This window comes from Spirillospora sp. NPDC047418, assembly GCF_040643275.1.
GTDB lineage: Bacteria > Actinomycetota > Actinomycetes > Streptosporangiales > Streptosporangiaceae > Spirillospora.
Window position 1 is genome coordinate 18,692 of the sequence record NZ_JBEYTW010000060.1, and the last position, 17,383, is coordinate 36,074.

The window sequence follows — 17,383 nt, forward strand, 5'->3', positions numbered from 1 at the left end:
CGGTGTGTCTTCAGCGTGACGGAGGGTATTAGCCGCGCGAAAGCGACACGTTCGGGGGTGCGTGGTGCGGATCAGGAAATTCGCCATTATCGGCGGCGCCGGCCTCCTGCTCATCGCGGGATGCAGCCACGGCGACAAGCGGCAGGCGCGGACGGCCGGGGAACACGCCGCGCTGGGCCACAAGGCGCAGGCGAGCCGGTCGCCGACGCCGCCGCCGCCAAGGAAGATCGATTGCGACCGGGTGAAGTGCGTGGCGCTCACCTTCGACGACGGCCCCGGCCCCTACACGGCGGGCCTGCTCGACACGCTGAAGAAGGACGGCGTGCGCGCCACGTTCTTCATGCTGGGCCAGAACGTCGGCAGCCATCGCGCCGTGGTGCGCCGGATGGCGCTGGAAGGCCACGAGCTGGCCGACCACAGCTGGTCCCATCCGCAGCTCACCGCACTGTCGCCGGCGGAGGTGCGGTCGCAGATCGAGCGGACGCAGAAGGTCATCAAGGAGGCGTCCGGCGGGGTGGAGCCGACGCTGATGCGCCCGCCGTACGGGGCGACGAACAAGCACGTCGGGCGCATCATCGGGATGCCGCTGATCCTGTGGAGCGTCGACACGCTCGACTGGCGCTACCACGACGTCGCCCGCGACGTCAGGGTCGGGACCAAGGAGCCGAAGAGCGGCGGCATCATCCTGTTCCACGACATCCACAAGACGAGCGTCGAGGCGATCCCGCAGGTGGTGGACGGCCTGAAGAAGCGCGGGTTCACGTTCGTCACGGTGTCGGAGCTGTTCCAGGGCCGCGACCTCAAACCCGGCGAGACCTACAGCGAGCGGACCACCGAGGTGACGGCGGAACCGCCGCCCTACGGCTCGCCCGCCGGCCCGGGAGCCGGCACTCCGGGTGCGGGCAGCCCGGGTGCGGGCAGCCCGGCGCCCGCGGACTCGGGATCGGGATCGGGATCGGGCGGCGCGCCGTCCGGCGGCTCCGCGTCCGGCGGCCCGGTGCCCGGCAGCCCGGCTCCGTCGAGCCCCGCTCCGTCCAGCCCGGTTCCGGCGCGCACCGGCTGAACGGGACCGGCCGCGTCAGCCGTCCCCCGGCTCCTCTCGGCGGGGGCGGCGGCGCGGCGGCGGCTGCGGCGGGACGACCTTCGCCGCGACCATGATCCCCTCGGGGACCTCGACCAGCTCGCCGGTGCGGCGGCGCACTACAAGGGTCTGATCGGACCACGATTCGAGTACGCCGACGACGTCGCTGTACTCTCCCGTAGGCAGCCGGCGGCGCAGCGAGATCCGCTGGCCCACATCCGCGGCACTGATGGACACCACCAGCCGCGCGGCGAAGCGGGCGGACATGTGAGGACCCCCATGTCGAATCGACTGACCCGTGGCGGCCATACTATTCACAGCGAGCTTGCGGCGACCCGTGACGTGCGGCGGGGCCGGATATCCGAGAGGAGTCACTGACGTGACCTACGTCATTGCGCAGCCCTGCGTGGACCTGCTCGACAAGGCATGCATCGAGGAGTGCCCGGTCGACTGCATCTACGAAGGGAAGCGTCAGCTCTACATCCACCCGGACGAGTGCGTCGACTGCGGTGCGTGCGAGCCGGTCTGCCCGGTTGAGGCCATCTACTACGAGGACGACGTCCCCGACCAGTGGAAGGACTTCTACAAGGTGAACGTCGAGTTCTTCGACGACCTCGGCTCGCCGGGCGGTGCGTCCAAGGTCGGCAAGATCGACAAGGACCACCCGATCGTCGCCGCGCTGCCTCCGCAGAGCCACGACGACTGAGCAACGACGAACCGGGCCGGGGGACCGGACGGCGCGCCCGCGGGCGCGTCCCGAGGGTCTCCCGCGCCGATTCTCCGGGCCGCGGCCTTCCCGTTCCGGGAGGGCCGCGGCCCGCCGGGTCCGCTGAGGAGGAGCAAGGCCAGTGTTCACGCTGCCGGACTTTCCGTGGGATCGGCTCGCCCCCTACAAGGAGCGGGCGCTCGCGCACGCGGACGGCATCGTCGACCTGTCCGTCGGGACGCCCGTCGACCCGACGCCCGCGCCGATCCGGGAGGCCCTCGCCGGGGCCGCCGACGCGCCCGGCTACCCGCAGACGTACGGGACGCCGCGGTTGCGCGAGTCGGTCGCGGGCTGGCTGCGCCGCCGCGCGGGGGTGTCCGGCGCCGACCCGGACGCGGTGCTCCCCGTCATCGGCACCAAAGAACTCGTCGCCTGGCTGCCGACGCTGCTCGGCGCCGGCCCCGGCGACAAGGTCGTCTTCCCCGAGCTGGCCTACCCGACCTACGACGTCGGCACGCGGCTGGCCGGGGCCACGCCCGTCTGCACGGACGGGCTGCTCGCGCTCGGCCCGGTGAACCCGAAGATCGTGTGGGTGAACTCGCCGTCCAACCCGACCGGCAAGGTGCTGCCCGCCGAGCACCTGCGCAAGGTCGTGGCGTGGGCGCGCGGGCGGGGCGCGGTCGTCGTCAGCGACGAGTGCTACCTGGAGTTCGGCTGGGACGAGGAGAAGCCGCCGATCTCGATCCTGCACCCGGACGTGTGCGACGGCTCCCACGAGGGCCTGCTCGCGGTCAACTCACTCTCCAAGCGCTCCAACATGGCGGGCTACCGCGCCGGGTTCGTCACCGGCGACCTCGCGATCGTGCGGCGGCTGCTGGAGGTCCGCAAGCACGCCGGCATGATCGTCCCGGCGCCGGTGCAGGCCGCGATGGCGGTCGCGTTCGCCGACGACGCGCACGTGGACGAGCAGCGCGCCCGCTACGCGCGCCGCCGCGCCGTCCTGCGCGGGGCGTTCGAGCGGCACGGCTTCCGCATCGACCACTCCGAGGCGTCGCTGTACCTGTGGGCCACGCGGGACGAGCCGTGCTGGGACACCGTCGCCCACCTGGCCTCCCTCGGCATCCTCGTCGGCCCCGGCGAGTTCTACGGCCCGGCCGGCGCCCGCCACATCAGGATCGCCTTCACCGCGACCGACGACCGCGTGGCCGCCGCCGCCACCCGCCTCTGACCCGGACGGACCCCTCCCGGCGGGCCCCTCCGTACGGCTCCGGTCCCGTCCTCGCATCGGATCACGCGTTCTCACATGAAACCCGTGGATCATTTGATACGTCTCATCGCGGTATGGGCTTGAGACGCCACAGTCGGTAGGATCCCGCTGGTCTGTGCCCTTGCTGTCGACGAAACGATGGAGGTGTCCGTGGGCGGAACAACGATTGTCATCCTTCTCGCACTGATTCTTGTCGCATTGATCGTGCTCATTTTTGTCCTGCTGCGACGTCGTTCGAACGCCCCCGCCCCCGCCGCCCCGGCGGCACCGCACGACCCGTTCGCCCCGGAGGACTCGGTGGCGGGCGACCCGCGCACCCTCAAGGCCGGCGACATGGTCGAGTACCTCGGCACCCGCTACTTCGTGCGCGGCTCGCTGCGGCTGAAGGAGGGCGGCTTCACCTGGAGCGAGCACCTCCTCGACGCCGACACCATCGAGGGCCAGAAGGTGTGGATCTCCGTCGAGGAGGATCCCGACCTCGAAGTCGTCTGGTGGACCGAGCACGACGCCGGCGACCTCACCCCCGGCGAGAAGACCGTCGTCGTGGACGGCGTCGAGTACCGCCGCGACGAGCACGGGACCGCCGACTACACCAGCGAGGGCACGACCGGTGTCGGCGTCCAGGGCCGGGTCGAGTACGTCGACTACGAGGGCCCGCGCGGGAAGTACCTGTCGTTCGAGCAGTACGGCGGCGGCCAGTGGGAGGCGGGCCTCGGCGAGCGCGTCCCCACCGGCTCGATGACGATCTACCCCGGCGGTAGCTGAGTTGCGCGCCACCCTCGACACCCCCTACGCGGACGCGCGCGCCGACGGGCTCTCCTTCGCGCTCGGCCTGCCGCCGCTGGCGGCCCTCGCCGTCCTGCCGGTGGAGCGGGCGGGCCTGACCGTGCAGATGCGCCTGCTCGGCGCGTCCCACCAGGTCATCGCCGGTCCGCTGAGCGAGACGGTGGCGTGCCTGGCCGACCGGGCCGAGCCGCTGCCGGGACGCGCCGCCGTGAACGTGCCCGGCTGGGCCTACGACTTCGCCGCGACGACCGCCGCGCACAGCGACGGGACGGCGTTCGCCCGCGCCGTCGAGGCCGTGTGCGCGCGGCTCGCCGACCGCGGTGACGCGCTGACCGGGGCGTTCCCCGGCTCCCCGCACGCCGTCACCGCACTGGCCCTGGAAGAGACGCAAGAACCCGGGTTCGGCTGGCGGACCTGGCACGCCTACCCCCAGACCCGGGAGATCGTGATGACGCGGAGCCGGTTGGTGAGACCCTCATGAGCAGCAGGAGACGGACGGTGGGGGCGGTCGCCGCCGCCGCGCTGACCACGATGGCCCTCGGCGCCTGCGGGCAGTCGCAGTCGTCGTGGATCGGCGACAAGTACACCCGGATGGGGTCGGACACCTACCGGTCCTCCAAGGCCCCCGGGACGGTCGCCTCGGAGATCAGCCGCAAGTTCAAGCCGATCGACCGGGTGAACGACATGGCGACCAAGGGAGCGGCGGGCGGCATCTTCCTGCGCTACCCGAAACTCGTCGTCGGCGTCCTGCCGAACGGCGCCGGAAGCCGGATCACCGTCGACAGGCCCCGCAGCGGCTACAACCGCTACTACTCCCACATCGGCGGGCACTGGGCGAGTCCCGGCAGCAACGGATGGAACAGCAGAGGCGCCGCGTCGTTCCGGGGCGGCGGCCCGGGGTCGGGCAAATGAGGAGCGACACATGAACGACATCCTGAACGAGGTCGGTGCGACGTTCGCCTACGGGGCGGTCGGCATCGCGCTGATGGCGCTCGGCTACCTGGTGGTGGAGGTGACGACGCCCGGCCGGCTCGGCAAGCAGATCTGGACCGAGGGCAACCGCGGCGCCGCGCTGCTGCTCGCGGTCAAGCTGTTCGGCATCGGCGGCATCGTCTTCACGGCGATCATCACCAGTGACAGCGACCTCGGCGACGGGCTGATCGACACCGCCGTGTTCGGCGCGTGCGGCATCGTGCTCATGGTGATCGCGTTCCTGCTGCTGGACGTGATCACGCCGGGCAAGCTCGGCGCGACGCTCGTCGGCACGGACGGCACCGGCATCGGCACCGGCATCCACCCGGCCGGGTGGGTCGTCGCCGCGGCCGACCTCGGCGTCGCCGCGATCGTGGCCGGGGCGGTCTCCTGACGTCCCGCGAAGCAGACCGGCCCGGCGGCCGAGCCGTGGACGAGGCCGTCGACGGGGCTGCTGACGGGGCAGCGGGCGGGGCCGTCGACCAGGCGGTGCGGCCGTCCTCCCCGGAACCGTTCCAGGCGGACGGTCCGGGGAGGCTGCGCGTCCCCGCCCGGCTGGCCCGCACGCTGGTCCTCGCGGCCGTGTTCACCTGCGCGGCGTGCGGGCTGGTGTACGAGCTGGCGCTGGTCGCGCTCGGCAGCTACCTCGTCGGGAACTCGGTCACGCAGGCGTCGATCGTCCTGTCGGTGATGGTGTTCGCGATGGGCGTCGGGTCGCTCGCCGCGAAGCCGCTGCAGAGCCGCGCGGTCGTGGCGTTCGCGGTCGTCGAGGGCGCGCTCGCGCTGATCGGCGGCGTGTCGGTCCTCGCGCTGTACGCGGCGTTCGCGTGGCTCGACCTGTACGTCCCCGGGCTGGTCGCGGTGGCGTTCGCGGTCGGCGCGCTGATCGGCGCGGAGATCCCGCTGCTGATGACGCTGCTGCAGCGGATCAGGAGGCAGGACGCGGGGTCGGCGGTCGCCGACCTGTTCGCCGCCGACTACGTGGGCGCGCTGGTCGGCGGGCTCGCCTTCCCGTTCCTGCTGCTGCCGGCGTTCGGGCACATCAAGGGCGCGCTGCTGGTCGGCGCCGTGAACGCGGTCGCCGGGATGGCGGTCGTGCTGTGGCTGTTCCGCCGCGAGGTCGGACGCGTCGCGCGGGCGGCGCTGGCGCTCGGCATGGTCGCGGTCCTCGGCGTCCTCGGCGGGACGTACGCGCTGGCCGACCGGTTCGAGGTGTCGGCGCGGCAGGCGCTCTACAGCGACCCGATCGCGGTCTCCCAGCGGACGAAGTACCAGGAGATCGTCATCACGCGGCAGGCCGGGCTCGGGCCGTCCGACCTGCGGCTGTTCCTCAACGGCGACCTGCAGTTCTCGTCGGTGGACGAGTACCGGTACCACGAGTCGCTCGTGCACCCGCTGATGTCGGGCCCGCACGGCCGGGTGCTGATCCTCGGCGGCGGGGACGGGCTGGCGCTGCGCGAGGTGCTGCGCTACAAGGACGTCCGGAGCGCGACGCTGGTCGAGCTCGACCCGGAGATGCTGCACCTGGCCCGCACCTACGAGCCCATCGTGTCGCTGAACCACCGCTCGTTCGAGGACCCGCGCGTGACGACGGTGGCCGCCGACGCGTTCTCGTGGCTGCGCGGCCTGCGCGAGCAGTTCGACGCGGTCATCGTGGACATGCCCGACCCGGACGACGTGTCCACCGCCAAGCTGTACTCGGTCGAGTTCTACGGGATGGTGAAGCGGATCCTCGCGCCGGGCGGGCGGATGGTCGTCCAGTCGGGGTCGCCGTACTTCGCGCCCAAGTCGTTCTGGAGCATCGAGAAGTCGATCGCGGCGGCCGGTTTCGCGGTGTCGCCGTACCACGTGGACGTGCCGAGCTTCGGCGACTGGGGGTTCGTCCTGGCGTCCCCCGGCAAGCAGGCGCCGGCGCTCAGGCTCGCGCCCGACGTCCCCGACCTCCGCTTTCTCGACAGTGCCGTTCTGCAGGCGTCGACGGTGTTCCCCAAGGACCGCCGGCACCGGGACGTCGAGGTCAACACGCTCGTCCACCCGCGCCTCGTCGAGTACGAGGGCGAGGAGTGGAAGAACTCCTGACCGGCTGACCGGCTGACCCACCGGCCCGTCAGTCCGGCACGGAGCGGCGGATGGCCTTGTCGACGGCCCGCTGGAACGACGTGACCAGCGACTGGATCATCAGCGGCTTCAGCTTCCCCGCCATCTCCATGAGCTGCTCGCGCTCCTGCGGCGCCCGCCCGCCCTCCCGGTAGGGGCGGACGACGGTGTCCTGGAAGACCTGCTGGAGTTCGGCGGCCAGCGCGGTCGTGTGCCGGTCGACGGCCTCATGGGACGCGATCAGGGTGGCCAGCGGCATCGGCAGCTCGGCCAGTTCGGCGCTGATGCCGAGCAGCGCCGGGCTGATGACCCGGATGACGTCGTCCGACGTCCGCTCGATGACGCCGAGGGCCGCCAGCCGGTCGATGGTCTCGTCGTCGAGGCGCCGGCCGGCCCGCCGGTCGAGTTCACGCCGGTCGAGGTCCTCGGGCTGCTCGGGCGCCCACGGCGACAGCAGCGCCCGCTGGAGCGCGAGGTCTTCGGCGGGGGCGTCCAGGGGAATCTTCTGGAGGTGCTTCTCGATGGAGGCGAGGGTGAGGCCGAGCGACTGGAGTTCCCGGACGAGTTCGAGCCGCGCGAGGTGGTCGGGGCCGTAGAGCCCGGTGCGCCCGCGCAGCCGCGGCGGGGGGAGCAGGCCGCGCCCGGCGTAGAACCGCACGGTCCGGACGGTGACCCCGGCGCGCGAGGCCAGCTCGTCCACGGTGAGCTCCATCCCGCCTCCCTCTATGTGACAGCGCCAGTGTTACATTAACCCTGTATCAGCACGCACTTACTAGAGGGAGACCGCCGGATGGGACGGGACATCTACACGGGCGAGCACGACGCCTTCCGCGACATGGTGCGCTCCTTCATCGCGAAGGAGGCCGCCCCGCACCACGAGCAGTGGGAGAGGGACGGCATCGTCTCCCGCGAGGTGTGGCTGGCGGCCGGCCGCGCGGGCCTGCTCGGCATCGACATGCCGGAGGAGCACGGGGGCGGCGGCAACGACGACTACCGCTACTACGTGATCTTCAACGAGGAGCTGGCGAAGGCCGGCATCCACGGCCCCGGCTTCGCCGTCCACAACGACATCAACGGCGGCTACCTGCGCCAGCTGTGCACGGACGAGCAGAAGGCCCGCTGGTTCCCCGGCTACTGCTCCGGTGAGATCATCACGGCGATCGCGATGACCGAGCCCGCCGCCGGGTCCGACCTGCAGGGCATCAAGACCACCGCGGTCAAGGACAGCGACGACTACGTCCTGAACGGGTCGAAGACGTTCATCTCCAACGGCATCCTCGCCGACCTCGTCATCGTCGTCGCGAAGACCGACCCGTCCGCCGGGGCGAAGGGCGTCAGCCTCCTCGCCGTCGAGCGCGGCATGGCGGGCTTCGAGCGCGGCCGCAACCTCGACAAGGTCGGCATGCACGCGCAGGACACCGCCGAGCTGTTCTTCGACAACGTCCGCGTCCCGAAGGCGAACCTCCTCGGCGAGGAGGGCATGGGCTTCATCTACCTGATGACGAACCTGGCCCGCGAGCGGCTGTCCATCGGCGCGACCGCGATGGCCGCCGCCGAGGACGCGTTCGAGCAGACCCTGGAGTACTGCAAGACGCGCGAGGCGTTCGGCCGCCCGATCGGCAAGTTCCAGCACAACCGCTTCACGCTCGCCGAGATGAAGACGGAGCTGACCATCGCCCGCTCCTTCACCGACGAGTGCATCCTCAAGGAGAGCGAGGGCAAGCTCACCGCCGACGAGGCCGCGATGCTCAAGTGGTGGAACACCGAGCTGCTCAAGCGGGTCGTCGACCGCTGCGTCCAGCTCCACGGCGGCTACGGCTACATGACCGAGTACCCGATCGCGAAGGCCTACCAGGACGTCCGCATCCAGACGATCTTCGGCGGCACCACCGAGATCATGAAGGAGATCATCGGCCGCGGCCTCGGTGTCTGACCCGCCCGTCCTCCCGCCCGTCCTCCCGGCCGGACGAGACCCCGGCCGGGAGGACGGACCGGATCAGCCGAGCGGCGGGACGACCGCCTCGATGAGGTGCGGGCCCGGTTCGGCAAGCGCCTTGCCGAACTGGTCGGCGAGTTCCTCGGCGGTGTGCGCGCGGGACGCCGGGACGCCCATCCCGGACGCCATCGCGACGAAGTCGAGCGCCGGGCGCGACAGGTCGACCATGTCGCGGGTGATGGTCCCCGCCTCGGGCGGTGCCGGGACGGCGCCGACCCGCGTCGTCTCCATCGACAGGATCGCGTAGGAGCCGTTGTTGAACACGACGGTCGTGACGTCGAGCCCCTCGCGGGCCTGCGTCCACAGCGCGGACAGCGTGTACATGGCGCTGCCGTCGGCCTCCAGGCAGACGACGGGGCGGTCCGGGCAGGCGACCGCGGCGCCGGTCGCGACGGGCAGGCCCTGGCCGATCGCGCCGCCGGTCAGCGACAGCCAGTCGTGCGGCGGCGCGCCCGCGGTGGCGCCCGGAAGCCACAGCCCGGACGTGTTCGCCTCGTCGGAGACGATCGCGCCCTCGGGCAGCAGCGCGCCGATGACGGCGGCGGCGGTCTCCCCGGTGAGCGCCCCGGTCGGGACGTCCGGCCGGGACGCGACCTGCAGCGCCGGGGTCGCGTCCTGCGCGACCGCGTCGGCGAGTTCGGCGAGCGCGCCGGCGCCGAGGTCGTGCACCTGGCAGCCGTCGGGCACCAGGTCGCCCGGCTTGCCGGGATAGGCGAAGAACGTCACCGGACGCCGCGCGCCCGCCAGGATGATGTGCCGGGCACCGTCGAGCTGCGCCGCCGCCATCTCGCCCAGGTAGGCGAGCCGCTCCACCGCCGGGAGGCCGGCGCCGCGCTCCAGCCGCGCCGGGAACGTCTCGCACAGCACCCGCGCCCCGGTCGCCGCCGCGATGCGCCCGGCGGCCTCCAGCCCGTCACGCCGGGTCGCGTCCCCGCCGATCAGCACGATGCAGGGTTCGCCGCTGTGCAGCGCGGCGGCGGCCGGATCGAGCGCGCCCTCCGCGACCGGGTCGCGGGGGAGACCGGGCGGTTCCGGTGCCACGTCGCCGCCGTCCGACCAGGCGACGTCGGCGGGCACGATCAGCGTGGCGACGCCCGCGGCCCGCGCCGCCGCGACGGCCTCGGCCGCCGCCTTGCCCGCCTCCGCCACGTCCACCGGTCGCCGCAGCCAGGCCGACACCGACCCGGCCACCGCCGCGATGTCCGACTGGAGCGGCGCGTCGAACCGCTCATGGCTCGTCGCGTGGTCGCCGATGATGTTGACGACCGGCGTGCCGGCCCGCCGCGCGTTGTGCAGGTTAGCGAGCCCGTTCCCGAGCCCGGGACCGAGGTGCAGCAGGACGGCGGCCGGGTCCGGCGCCATCCGCCCGTACCCGTCGGCCGCGCCCGTCGCGACGCCCTCGAACAGGCACAGCACGCCCCGCGTGCGCGGCTCGCCGTCCAGCGCCGCCACCAGGTGCAGCTCGGACGTGCCCGGATTGGCGAACCACACGCCGACGCCGGCGTCCGCCAGCGTGCGCACCATCGCCTGCGCGCCGTTCATGAGCATCTCTCCATCTCAGCCGAATAGAACGCCCGGATTGAGTATTCCGTCCGGGTCGAAGGATGTCTTGATCCGCCGCATCAGCGCCACCTTCGCCGGGTCCTCCAGGGCGAGGAAGTGGCGGATCTTCTCCCGTCCGATGCCGTGCTCCCCGCTGATCGTCCCACCCAGCTCGGCCGCCGCGGCGAGGAGTTCGTCCATGACCTTCGCCAGGGCGTCCTCGTCGGGCTGGAACACCGACAGATGCACGTTGCCGTCGCCGGCGTGGCCGCACCCGCCGACCAGCGCGCCGTGCCGCCCGGCGATCTCCGGGACGGCGGCGAAGAACCGGGCCAGCGCGGCGCGCGGGACGACGGCGTCCACGATCGCGTTCGCCCCGGCGTTCCGCGCCGCCCAGAACGCCCCCTCCCGCGCGGTGACCAGCTTGCGCAGCGGTTCGCCGGTGAGGACGTAGACGTCGGCGGCGCCCAGCTCCGCCAACTGCTCGCCGAGCGTCTGGACGTCCTCGTCCAGCCGGTCCGCCGAACGGTTCTCCAGCATGACCAGCAGGTAGGCGCCGGCGGCGTCCTGGATCTCCTGCGGCACCCCGAGGTCCAGCCCGGCGTTCTGCGTGATCGCCGCCATGGCGAGGAGGTCGACGTACTCCAGCACGAGCGGGTCGAGCCCGCCGCCCGTCAGCCGGGGCACGGCCGCCGTGACCGCCTCCGTGCCGGGGAACGGCGCCAGCACCCCGGCCCTGTGCGGCAGCCGGGGCCGCAGCCGCAGCGTCACCTCGGTCACCAGGGCGAGCGTGCCCTCCGACCCCACGATGAGCTGCGTCAGGTCGTATCCGGTGGACGTCTTCACATACCGCCCGCCCGTCCGGATCACCTCTCCGCTCGCGAGCACCGCCTCCAGCCCGAGGACGTGGTGCCGCGTCACCCCCTCCTTCACCGCGTGCATGCCGCCGGCGTTGGTCGCGACCGTCCCGCCGATGCTGGCGCTCCCCTCGCCCGGGAAGATCGGGTACACGAGCCCGTGCGCGGCCGTCGCCTCGTCCAGTTCCGCGAGCGTGACGCCGGGCTGCACGACCGCGACCTGCCCGTCCGTGTCGATCTCCAGGATCCGGTTCATCCGCTCGAACGACACCACGAGCCCGCCGGGGCGCGGCACGGCCGCACCGGACAGCCCCGTCCCCGACCCGCGCGCCGTCACCGGCAGCCCGTGCTCACCGGCCACTCCCAGCACGGCCGCGACCTGCCCGGCGTCCGCCGGCCGCACCACCAGGCCGGGCCGCACGCCCGCGACGCCGAGCGACTCGTCCCGCCCGTACTCCGGCGGCACCGCGTCGCCCGACAGCACCTGCTCCTCGCCGACGACCTCCGCCAGCGCCGTCCGGACATCCGCCATGGCTTCCCTCCAGCTGCCCCGCCCGGCCAAGTCTGACCCCGCCGCCCACCGGCGGCCGGGTGACCTCCGACCCCGATCCGCGGGCCGAAGGTCCCGGCGCTCACCGCGCGGAAACCTCGCGGGTGCCAGGTTGGCGGCGTGAACGCATCTGAGGACAAGGTCGTACGGCTCGCCTCCGTACGCAAGACCATGGGTGCACCGCTGCCTGAGAAAGATCGCACCGCGCGCACGGACGCATGACGGGAGACAGGCGTGCCGGCGGGGCTATTCGACGATGACGCCGTGGTCCCGGGCCAGACCGGCCAGGCCGTCCGCGTAGCCCTGGCCCACGGCGCGCAGCCGCCAGCCACCTTGCCGGCGGTAGATCTCGGCGCAGATCAATACGGTCTCGGTCGTGGCATCCGATGTCAGCGAATGGGCTGTGCCGTTCTGCTCCGTCACCGTGAGCCTCACGGAGCCGGGCTGCCCGCTCGTCACCAGCAGGACGGTCGACACATCGGTGGCCAGACCGGCCAGGTCCACCTGCACCTGGTGGGTCGCGGTGTCCAGGTTGATCGCGCCGTCCGCCGAAACCGGTTGGTTGTAGAAGACGAAGTCGGCGTCCGACCGGACTTTGCGGTCGGTTCCCAGAAGCAGGACGCACGGATCGTGGTCGGTCGAGGGCAGCGTGAAGGCACAGGTGAGCGTCGGGGAAGAGAGCTTGACGTTCTCACCGGCGCGGAGCGGGCTCGCGGGGGCGGCGGAGTCCGCCCTGTCGAGGGCGGGGTCGCGCCAGCCGTCCGGCGCCTCGATACGGGCGTCCACCCCCGCGTGCTCTTTGAGGAGGTAGAGCAGGTTCGCCCCGTCCAGCAGTTCGATTGGCTTGTTCTTCGCAAAGTCGAAGGACGCCTGTCCGTAGCCGCTGGTCGTGACGAGGATGCCCTTGGACGCGCCCTCGTTCTGCAGCGTCCCGTAGAGGTCGCGGACCGCCGAGACCCCGACGGTGTTCCGGTAGCGCTTCGCCTGGATCACGACCTTGCCGCCCATGATCGGCCGTGGGTCGTAGGCGACGCAGTCGACACCGCCGTCCCGGGACGGTCTGGTCTGCCGTGACTCCAGTCCCATCCGGGTGAACAGGTTCTGGATCAGCCCCTCGAACTCGGTCGGGCTCATGTCGAGCAGGTTCGGCCGATCGTCCAGGTCGCCGAGGACGTCGCTCTCCTCGACGAACCGCGGGTCGACCATGCTGAACTCCAGCACCGGGCGCACGGGCGCGAGTTCGGCGGTGTTCCGGGAGACCCCCGCGCCGAGGTGTTTCAGGCACGCGGCCGGGTCGACCCGGGCGAGGTCGAGTTCGGCGAATGTCTCCTTGGTCGTCCGCAGCGTCAGCAGGCACGGACGGACGGGCCGTCCCGTCGCCGCGTCAACGGTGCTGACCATGCCATTGAAGACGATGGTCGATACGTGACCGGGGGCGTCGCCCTTGAAGAGGTCCCGGACCACGCGCAAGGCCACCTGGCTGACGACGGATGTGTACTGGGCCTTGACCTGCGTGGCGGGTCGATTGGTCTCGGTGACGGAGTCGGAGGTCTTGACGTATCTGTGGGCCTTGACCTTCGGGACAACGTCGATGGTCGGCAGTTCGTACTCCACTACGAGTTGTGCGGACTCGGGAACGTACGCCATCTGCCACTGTGCTGGGAAGCCGTCCGGGTAGGAGACGGTGTTCAAGACCAGGCCGAAGTAGGCGACGACCGTGTCGGGCCGTCCATCGGCGAGTTCCTGTTTGAACGCCTCGACCTCAGCGTGCTGGCGTCGAGCCCGTTCCCTCGCCTCACTCACCCGCTGCGCGTGCTCGTGCTGTAGGCGGCCCAGCGCTGCCTGCCGGGCCTGCTCCCGCTGAGCGTGTTCGGCACAGGCCCGCTGGTAGTTCATCTGCCCCTGGCGGACCTGCTCCTCATGCCGTGCTCCGTTGACAAGCCTCGACAGGCCAGTCGGCGGGGGCGGCAGGAATGCCTCGGGGCGTGGCGCCGGTTCCGGGATGCCCGCCGGGCCGGGATCGAACGGCACGATGTCCGCCTTCTCCTTGAGCCGGTCGAGCTTGAACCGGGTGTCGGTGTGAAGCCCCGAGACCAGGATGGAGTCCAGGTCCTCCAGCCGCAGTGCGAGGCTTTCGTTCATCGCCGCCACCTCGGCCGATCGGGACTCGGCGTAGAGGCGTTTCCGCTCCTTCTCGTCGGCGGCGCGCGCACGTTCGTAGGCTGCCTGGGCCCGTGCCGCCTCCCGTTGGGCGGCCGCGTCCGCCCGTCGCCGTGCGGCAGCCGCACGCTCGGCCTCGCGCTGCATCTGCGCGACCGCGGCCATGAAGCCCTGACGCCTCGCCATTTCCCCCACCCGTCGACGACCCGCTCTTGCCGTCCACATTAGGCACGCCGTCGGACGGTGGAGAGAAACTCTTACCTGATCAGGGTTGTCAGGCCGATACCGGTCACACGGGGGAACCGCGCAGGGAAATGCTGCGCCCTCACGAGTTCATATGAATGCCGTCCACAGAATGCTCACCGCGCGGAAACCTCGCGGGTGCCAGGTTGGCGGCGTGAACGCATCTGAGGACAAGGTCGTACGGCTCAGCGCCGTGCGCAAGGTGTTCGGCGATGTCGCCGCGCTGGACGGGGTGAGCCTGGAGATCCGCGCGGGGGAGGCCGTCGCGGTGATGGGGCCGTCCGGCAGCGGGAAGTCGACGCTGCTCAACATGGTCGCGGGCCTGGACCGGCCCGCGTCCGGGACGGTGGAGGTGGACGGCACGGACGTCACCCGGATGGGCGAGGCGGCGCTGGCCCGGTTCCGGCGCCGCCGGATCGGGATGGTCTTCCAGTTCTTCAACCTCCTCGACGACCTGCCCGCGCTGGAGAACGTGGCGCTCGCCGGCCGGCTCGCCGGCGTCCCGGCGCGCACGGCGCGGGCGCTGGAGCTGCTGGACGAGCTCGGCGTCGCCGGCCGCCGGGGCGCCTACCCGGCGGTGCTGAGCGGTGGGGAGCGGCAGCGGGTCGGGGTGGCGCGGGCGCTGATGAACCGGCCGGCGCTGCTGCTCGCGGACGAGCCGACCGGCGCCCTCGACAGCGCGACCGGCGACCAGGTCGTCGACCTGCTGCTCGACCTCAACCGGAAGGGGCAGACGCTGCTGCTGGTCACCCACGACGAGCGGCTCGCGGCCCGGTGCGCGACGCGGCTGGTCGAGTTCCGCGACGGCGGGATCGTCCGGGAGGCCGAGCCGCAGAGGGGCGCGCGGTGAGCGCGGTCTGGGCGGCGTCGCGGGCCGGGGTGCGGCGGCGCCGGGTGCAGGCGGTCAGCATCGCCGTCGTCGTCGCGCTGTCCACGGCGACGCTCGTGTTCGGGCTGGGGCTGCTCGCCGCCTCGACGTCGCTGTTCGACGACGCGTTCGCGCAGGCGCGCGGCGCGCACGCGGCGGCCTCGTTCGACGCCGGGACGGTGAGCGCCGGGCAGGTCGCCGCGACCGCGCACGCGTCCGGTGTCACTGCCGCCGCGGGGCCCTTCCGGACGGCGGTGCTGCCGATGTCCCCGGGCATGCACGGCGGAGACGGCGGCCTCCTCGTCGCCGGACGCGCCGATCCCGGCGGCCCCGTCGACCGGTTGACGGTCACGTCGGGGCGATGGGTCCGTGCGGCCGGTGAGATCGTGCTGCGGGGACGGCCGGCCGGTCCGATGCGGATCGGCGCCACCGTGGCACCGCCAGGGCTTCCGGTGCTCACCGTCGTCGGGTTCGCCGCCTCGGCGACGGACGGGCCCGGCGGCTGGGTGGCGCCCGCCCAGATCGGCGCGCTCCACCCGGAAGGGCTGCGGATGCTGTACCGGTTCGACCGGTCGGGCGACGCGGCGGAGGTCAGGCGGAGCCTGACCGCGGCGACCGCCGGGGTGCCGATGCGGGGCTACGACTCCTACGTGACCGCGAAGCGGGCCTTCGAGGAGAAGTTCGACGAGCTGATCCCGTTCATCACGGTCTTCGGGGCGCTCGCCATGGCGGTGTCGGTGTTCATCATCGCGAACGTCGTCAGCGGCGCGGTCGTCTCCGGGTTCCGGAACATCGGCGTCATGAAGGCGCTCGGCTTCACCCCGGCGCAGGTGACCGGCGTCTACGTCGTGATGGTCACGGTGCCGGCGCTGCTCGGGTGCGCGGCGGGCCTGCTCGGCGGCCATCTGCTCGCGGCCCGGGTCGCGGCGAACCTGGCGGAGGGCTTCCAACTGCCGTCCGCCGGGGGAGTCGGCCCCCTGGTGGACGTGGCCGCGTGCGGCGGCGTCCTGGCCATGGTGGTGCTGGCCGCCGTCCTACCGGCGCTGCGGGCCGGACGGCTCCCGGCGGTGCAGGCGATCAGCGCCGGGACGGTGTCGCGCGGCGGCCGGGGCCGGGGCGTGCAGAAGTGGCTGGCCCGCACCCGGCTGCCCGTCCCGGTCGGGCTCGGCCTGGGCCTGCCCGTCGCCCGTCCCGGCAGGACGGCGCTCACGCTCGCGGGCCTCTGCCTGGGCGTGACCGCGGTGACCATGGGGTTGGGGCTCCAGCAGACGGTCACGAAGATCCTCACGGCGGACACCGAGGGGCACACGTCCGTCCAGGTGGGCGTCGATCCGCGCGCCGGCGGCGGCATGAGCGAGCGGCAGGTGGCGGCGCTGGTGCGGGCGCAACCAGGGACCGCCCATGTGATGTCGTCCGGTGCCGTGGCCGTGCGGGTCCCCGGGCTTCCCTCGGGCCTGACGGCCGAGACCTACAGCGGCGACTACCGGGCCTTCCTCGGCGACAACCTCGTCCGGGGACGCTGGTTCACGGGAGCGGGCGAGGTGGTGCCGACTGAGGCGTTCATGCGGCTCCACGACCTGGACGTCGGCGACACGCTCACCCTTCGGGCGGAGAACACGCAGGCCACGGCGCGGATCGTGGGCGCGTTCGCGCACTCCGACACCGACCGCCTCATGCTCGACGCCGCGACCCTGCCGGGCGCCGGAGACGCGACCCGGCTTCCGTCCTTCGCGGTGATCGTGAAACCGGGCACGGATCCGGCCGCCTACGCCGCCCGGATCAACGAGGCGGGGACGGGTGTGTTCGCCGAGGTCAGCGAGTCCGACATGGGCAACGGCGCCGTCTTCGGCGGCCTGTTCGCCCTGTTCTCGCTGATCATCTGCACGGCGGCGGGGCTCGGCGTGCTGAACAGCGTGCTGCTGAACGCCCGGGAGCGCAGCCGGGACCTCGGCGTCCTCAAGGCCATCGGGACGACGCCGCGGCAGGTCGTCCTGTTGATGGTGACGTCGATGGCCGCCCTCGGGGTCGCCGGCGGCGTGCTCGGCGCACTGCTCGGGGTGCCCGCCCACCACGGCGTCGTGGTGCTCACCGGCAACATGATCGGCAGCGGGATGGCCAGGTCGTGGATCCACGTCTACACCTGGACGCTGCTGCTTCCGCCCGCCTGCGCCGGGCTGCTGGTCGCCGTCCTCGGCGCGTGGGCCCCCGCCGTCCGGGCCGCCGCCGTCCGCACCGCCGCCGTGCTCCGCAGCGAGTGA

General features: G+C 72.4%; 16 protein-coding genes. 11 read left to right on the top strand and 5 right to left on the bottom strand.

Annotated elements, in window-relative coordinates:
* Positions 1 to 64 precede the first annotated feature (64 nt).
* A complete protein-coding gene (locus tag ABZ806_RS29990; protein WP_500220777.1) occupies positions 65 to 1,063 on the top strand; it encodes a polysaccharide deacetylase family protein in 999 nt (332 codons plus the stop codon).
* Positions 1,064 to 1,078: 15 nt separating this feature from the next.
* On the opposite strand, the gene ABZ806_RS29995 is transcribed toward ABZ806_RS29990, so the two are convergent.
* Positions 1,079 to 1,348: a putative acetyltransferase gene (locus tag ABZ806_RS29995; protein ID WP_500220778.1), complete on the bottom strand. Its 270-nt coding sequence runs from the start codon at positions 1,346 to 1,348 to the stop codon at positions 1,079 to 1,081.
* Positions 1,349 to 1,460: 112 nt separating this feature from the next.
* Between ABZ806_RS29995 and fdxA the strand changes: the two genes are divergently transcribed.
* The 7 genes from fdxA (at position 1,461) to ABZ806_RS30030 (ending at position 6,891) form a co-directional block, all read left to right on the top strand.
* Positions 1,461 to 1,787 (top strand): ferredoxin, encoded by a 327-nt coding sequence (fdxA, locus tag ABZ806_RS30000; RefSeq protein WP_067632891.1) that lies wholly within the window; start codon positions 1,461 to 1,463, stop codon positions 1,785 to 1,787.
* Between the two features lie 142 nt (positions 1,788 to 1,929).
* Positions 1,930 to 3,015: a succinyldiaminopimelate transaminase gene (gene dapC / locus ABZ806_RS30005; RefSeq protein WP_500220779.1), complete on the top strand. Its 1,086-nt coding sequence runs from the start codon at positions 1,930 to 1,932 to the stop codon at positions 3,013 to 3,015.
* A 243-nt stretch (positions 3,016 to 3,258) separates the two neighbouring features.
* Positions 3,259 to 3,819 (top strand): DUF4178 domain-containing protein, encoded by a 561-nt coding sequence (locus tag ABZ806_RS30010; protein WP_500220807.1) that lies wholly within the window; start codon positions 3,259 to 3,261, stop codon positions 3,817 to 3,819.
* A 1-nt stretch (position 3,820) separates the two neighbouring features.
* Entirely contained in the window at positions 3,821 to 4,321 is a 501-nt protein-coding gene (locus ABZ806_RS30015) for a DUF2617 family protein (protein WP_500220780.1), read from the top strand.
* The gene (locus tag ABZ806_RS30020) at positions 4,318 to 4,752 is read left to right on the top strand and encodes a DUF4247 domain-containing protein (RefSeq protein ID WP_500220781.1); all 435 of its coding nucleotides are present in this window, start codon (positions 4,318 to 4,320) and stop codon (positions 4,750 to 4,752) included. The genes ABZ806_RS30015 and ABZ806_RS30020 overlap by 4 nt, the downstream gene beginning before the upstream one ends.
* A 10-nt stretch (positions 4,753 to 4,762) precedes the next feature.
* Complete coding sequence (locus ABZ806_RS30025) at positions 4,763 to 5,206, top strand: DUF350 domain-containing protein (protein WP_500220782.1); 444 nt, start codon at positions 4,763 to 4,765, stop codon at positions 5,204 to 5,206.
* Positions 5,207 to 5,367: 161 nt separating this feature from the next.
* Entirely contained in the window at positions 5,368 to 6,891 is a 1,524-nt protein-coding gene (locus ABZ806_RS30030) for a polyamine aminopropyltransferase (RefSeq protein WP_500220808.1), read from the top strand.
* Between the two features lie 28 nt (positions 6,892 to 6,919).
* Here the strand turns inward: ABZ806_RS30030 and ABZ806_RS30035 are convergent, their stop codons facing one another.
* Positions 6,920 to 7,621, bottom strand: a complete 702-nt coding sequence (locus ABZ806_RS30035; RefSeq protein WP_500220783.1) for a MerR family transcriptional regulator — start codon at positions 7,619 to 7,621, stop codon at positions 6,920 to 6,922.
* 78 nt (positions 7,622 to 7,699) lie between these two features.
* Here ABZ806_RS30035 and ABZ806_RS30040 point away from each other — a divergent pair, with 78 nt between their 5' ends.
* On the top strand, positions 7,700 to 8,842 hold the full coding sequence (locus tag ABZ806_RS30040; protein ID WP_500220784.1) for an acyl-CoA dehydrogenase family protein: 1,143 nt from the start codon (positions 7,700 to 7,702) through the stop codon (positions 8,840 to 8,842).
* 63 nt (positions 8,843 to 8,905) lie between these two features.
* Here the strand turns inward: ABZ806_RS30040 and ABZ806_RS30045 are convergent, their stop codons facing one another.
* The 3 genes from ABZ806_RS30045 to ABZ806_RS30055 form a co-directional block, all read right to left on the bottom strand.
* Entirely contained in the window at positions 8,906 to 10,447 is a 1,542-nt protein-coding gene (locus ABZ806_RS30045) for an acetolactate synthase large subunit (protein ID WP_500220785.1), read from the bottom strand.
* Between the two features lie 15 nt (positions 10,448 to 10,462).
* Positions 10,463 to 11,836, bottom strand: a complete 1,374-nt coding sequence (locus ABZ806_RS30050; RefSeq protein ID WP_500220786.1) for an FAD-binding oxidoreductase — start codon at positions 11,834 to 11,836, stop codon at positions 10,463 to 10,465.
* A 264-nt stretch (positions 11,837 to 12,100) separates the two neighbouring features.
* Positions 12,101 to 14,200: a restriction endonuclease gene (locus ABZ806_RS30055; protein ID WP_500220787.1), complete on the bottom strand. Its 2,100-nt coding sequence runs from the start codon at positions 14,198 to 14,200 to the stop codon at positions 12,101 to 12,103.
* Positions 14,201 to 14,411: 211 nt separating this feature from the next.
* Here ABZ806_RS30055 and ABZ806_RS30060 point away from each other — a divergent pair, with 211 nt between their 5' ends.
* Both ABZ806_RS30060 and ABZ806_RS30065 read left to right on the top strand, forming a co-directional pair.
* Positions 14,412 to 15,107 carry an ABC transporter ATP-binding protein gene (locus tag ABZ806_RS30060; protein WP_500220788.1) on the top strand — a complete coding sequence of 232 codons (696 nt, stop codon included), beginning with the start codon at positions 14,412 to 14,414 and terminating at the stop codon, positions 15,105 to 15,107.
* Entirely contained in the window at positions 15,104 to 17,383 is a 2,280-nt protein-coding gene (locus tag ABZ806_RS30065) for an FtsX-like permease family protein (protein WP_500220789.1), read from the top strand. Before ABZ806_RS30060 ends, ABZ806_RS30065 begins: the two co-directional genes overlap by 4 nt.

Excerpts from the sequence above, each read along its gene's own strand:
- ABZ806_RS29995 (WP_500220778.1), bottom strand. The coding sequence starts at position 1,348 with ATGTCCGCCCGCTTCGCCGCGCGGCTGGTGGTGTCCATCAGTGCCGCG.
- ABZ806_RS30020 (WP_500220781.1), top strand. The coding sequence starts at position 4,318 with ATGAGCAGCAGGAGACGGACGGTGGGGGCGGTCGCCGCCGCCGCGCTG.
- ABZ806_RS30025 (WP_500220782.1), top strand. The coding sequence starts at position 4,763 with ATGAACGACATCCTGAACGAGGTCGGTGCGACGTTCGCCTACGGGGCG.
- ABZ806_RS30035 (WP_500220783.1), bottom strand. The coding sequence starts at position 7,621 with ATGGAGCTCACCGTGGACGAGCTGGCCTCGCGCGCCGGGGTCACCGTC.
- ABZ806_RS30040 (WP_500220784.1), top strand. The coding sequence starts at position 7,700 with ATGGGACGGGACATCTACACGGGCGAGCACGACGCCTTCCGCGACATG.
- ABZ806_RS30045 (WP_500220785.1), bottom strand. The coding sequence starts at position 10,447 with ATGAACGGCGCGCAGGCGATGGTGCGCACGCTGGCGGACGCCGGCGTC.
- ABZ806_RS30050 (WP_500220786.1), bottom strand. The coding sequence starts at position 11,836 with ATGGCGGATGTCCGGACGGCGCTGGCGGAGGTCGTCGGCGAGGAGCAG.
- ABZ806_RS30055 (WP_500220787.1), bottom strand. The coding sequence starts at position 14,200 with ATGGCGAGGCGTCAGGGCTTCATGGCCGCGGTCGCGCAGATGCAGCGC.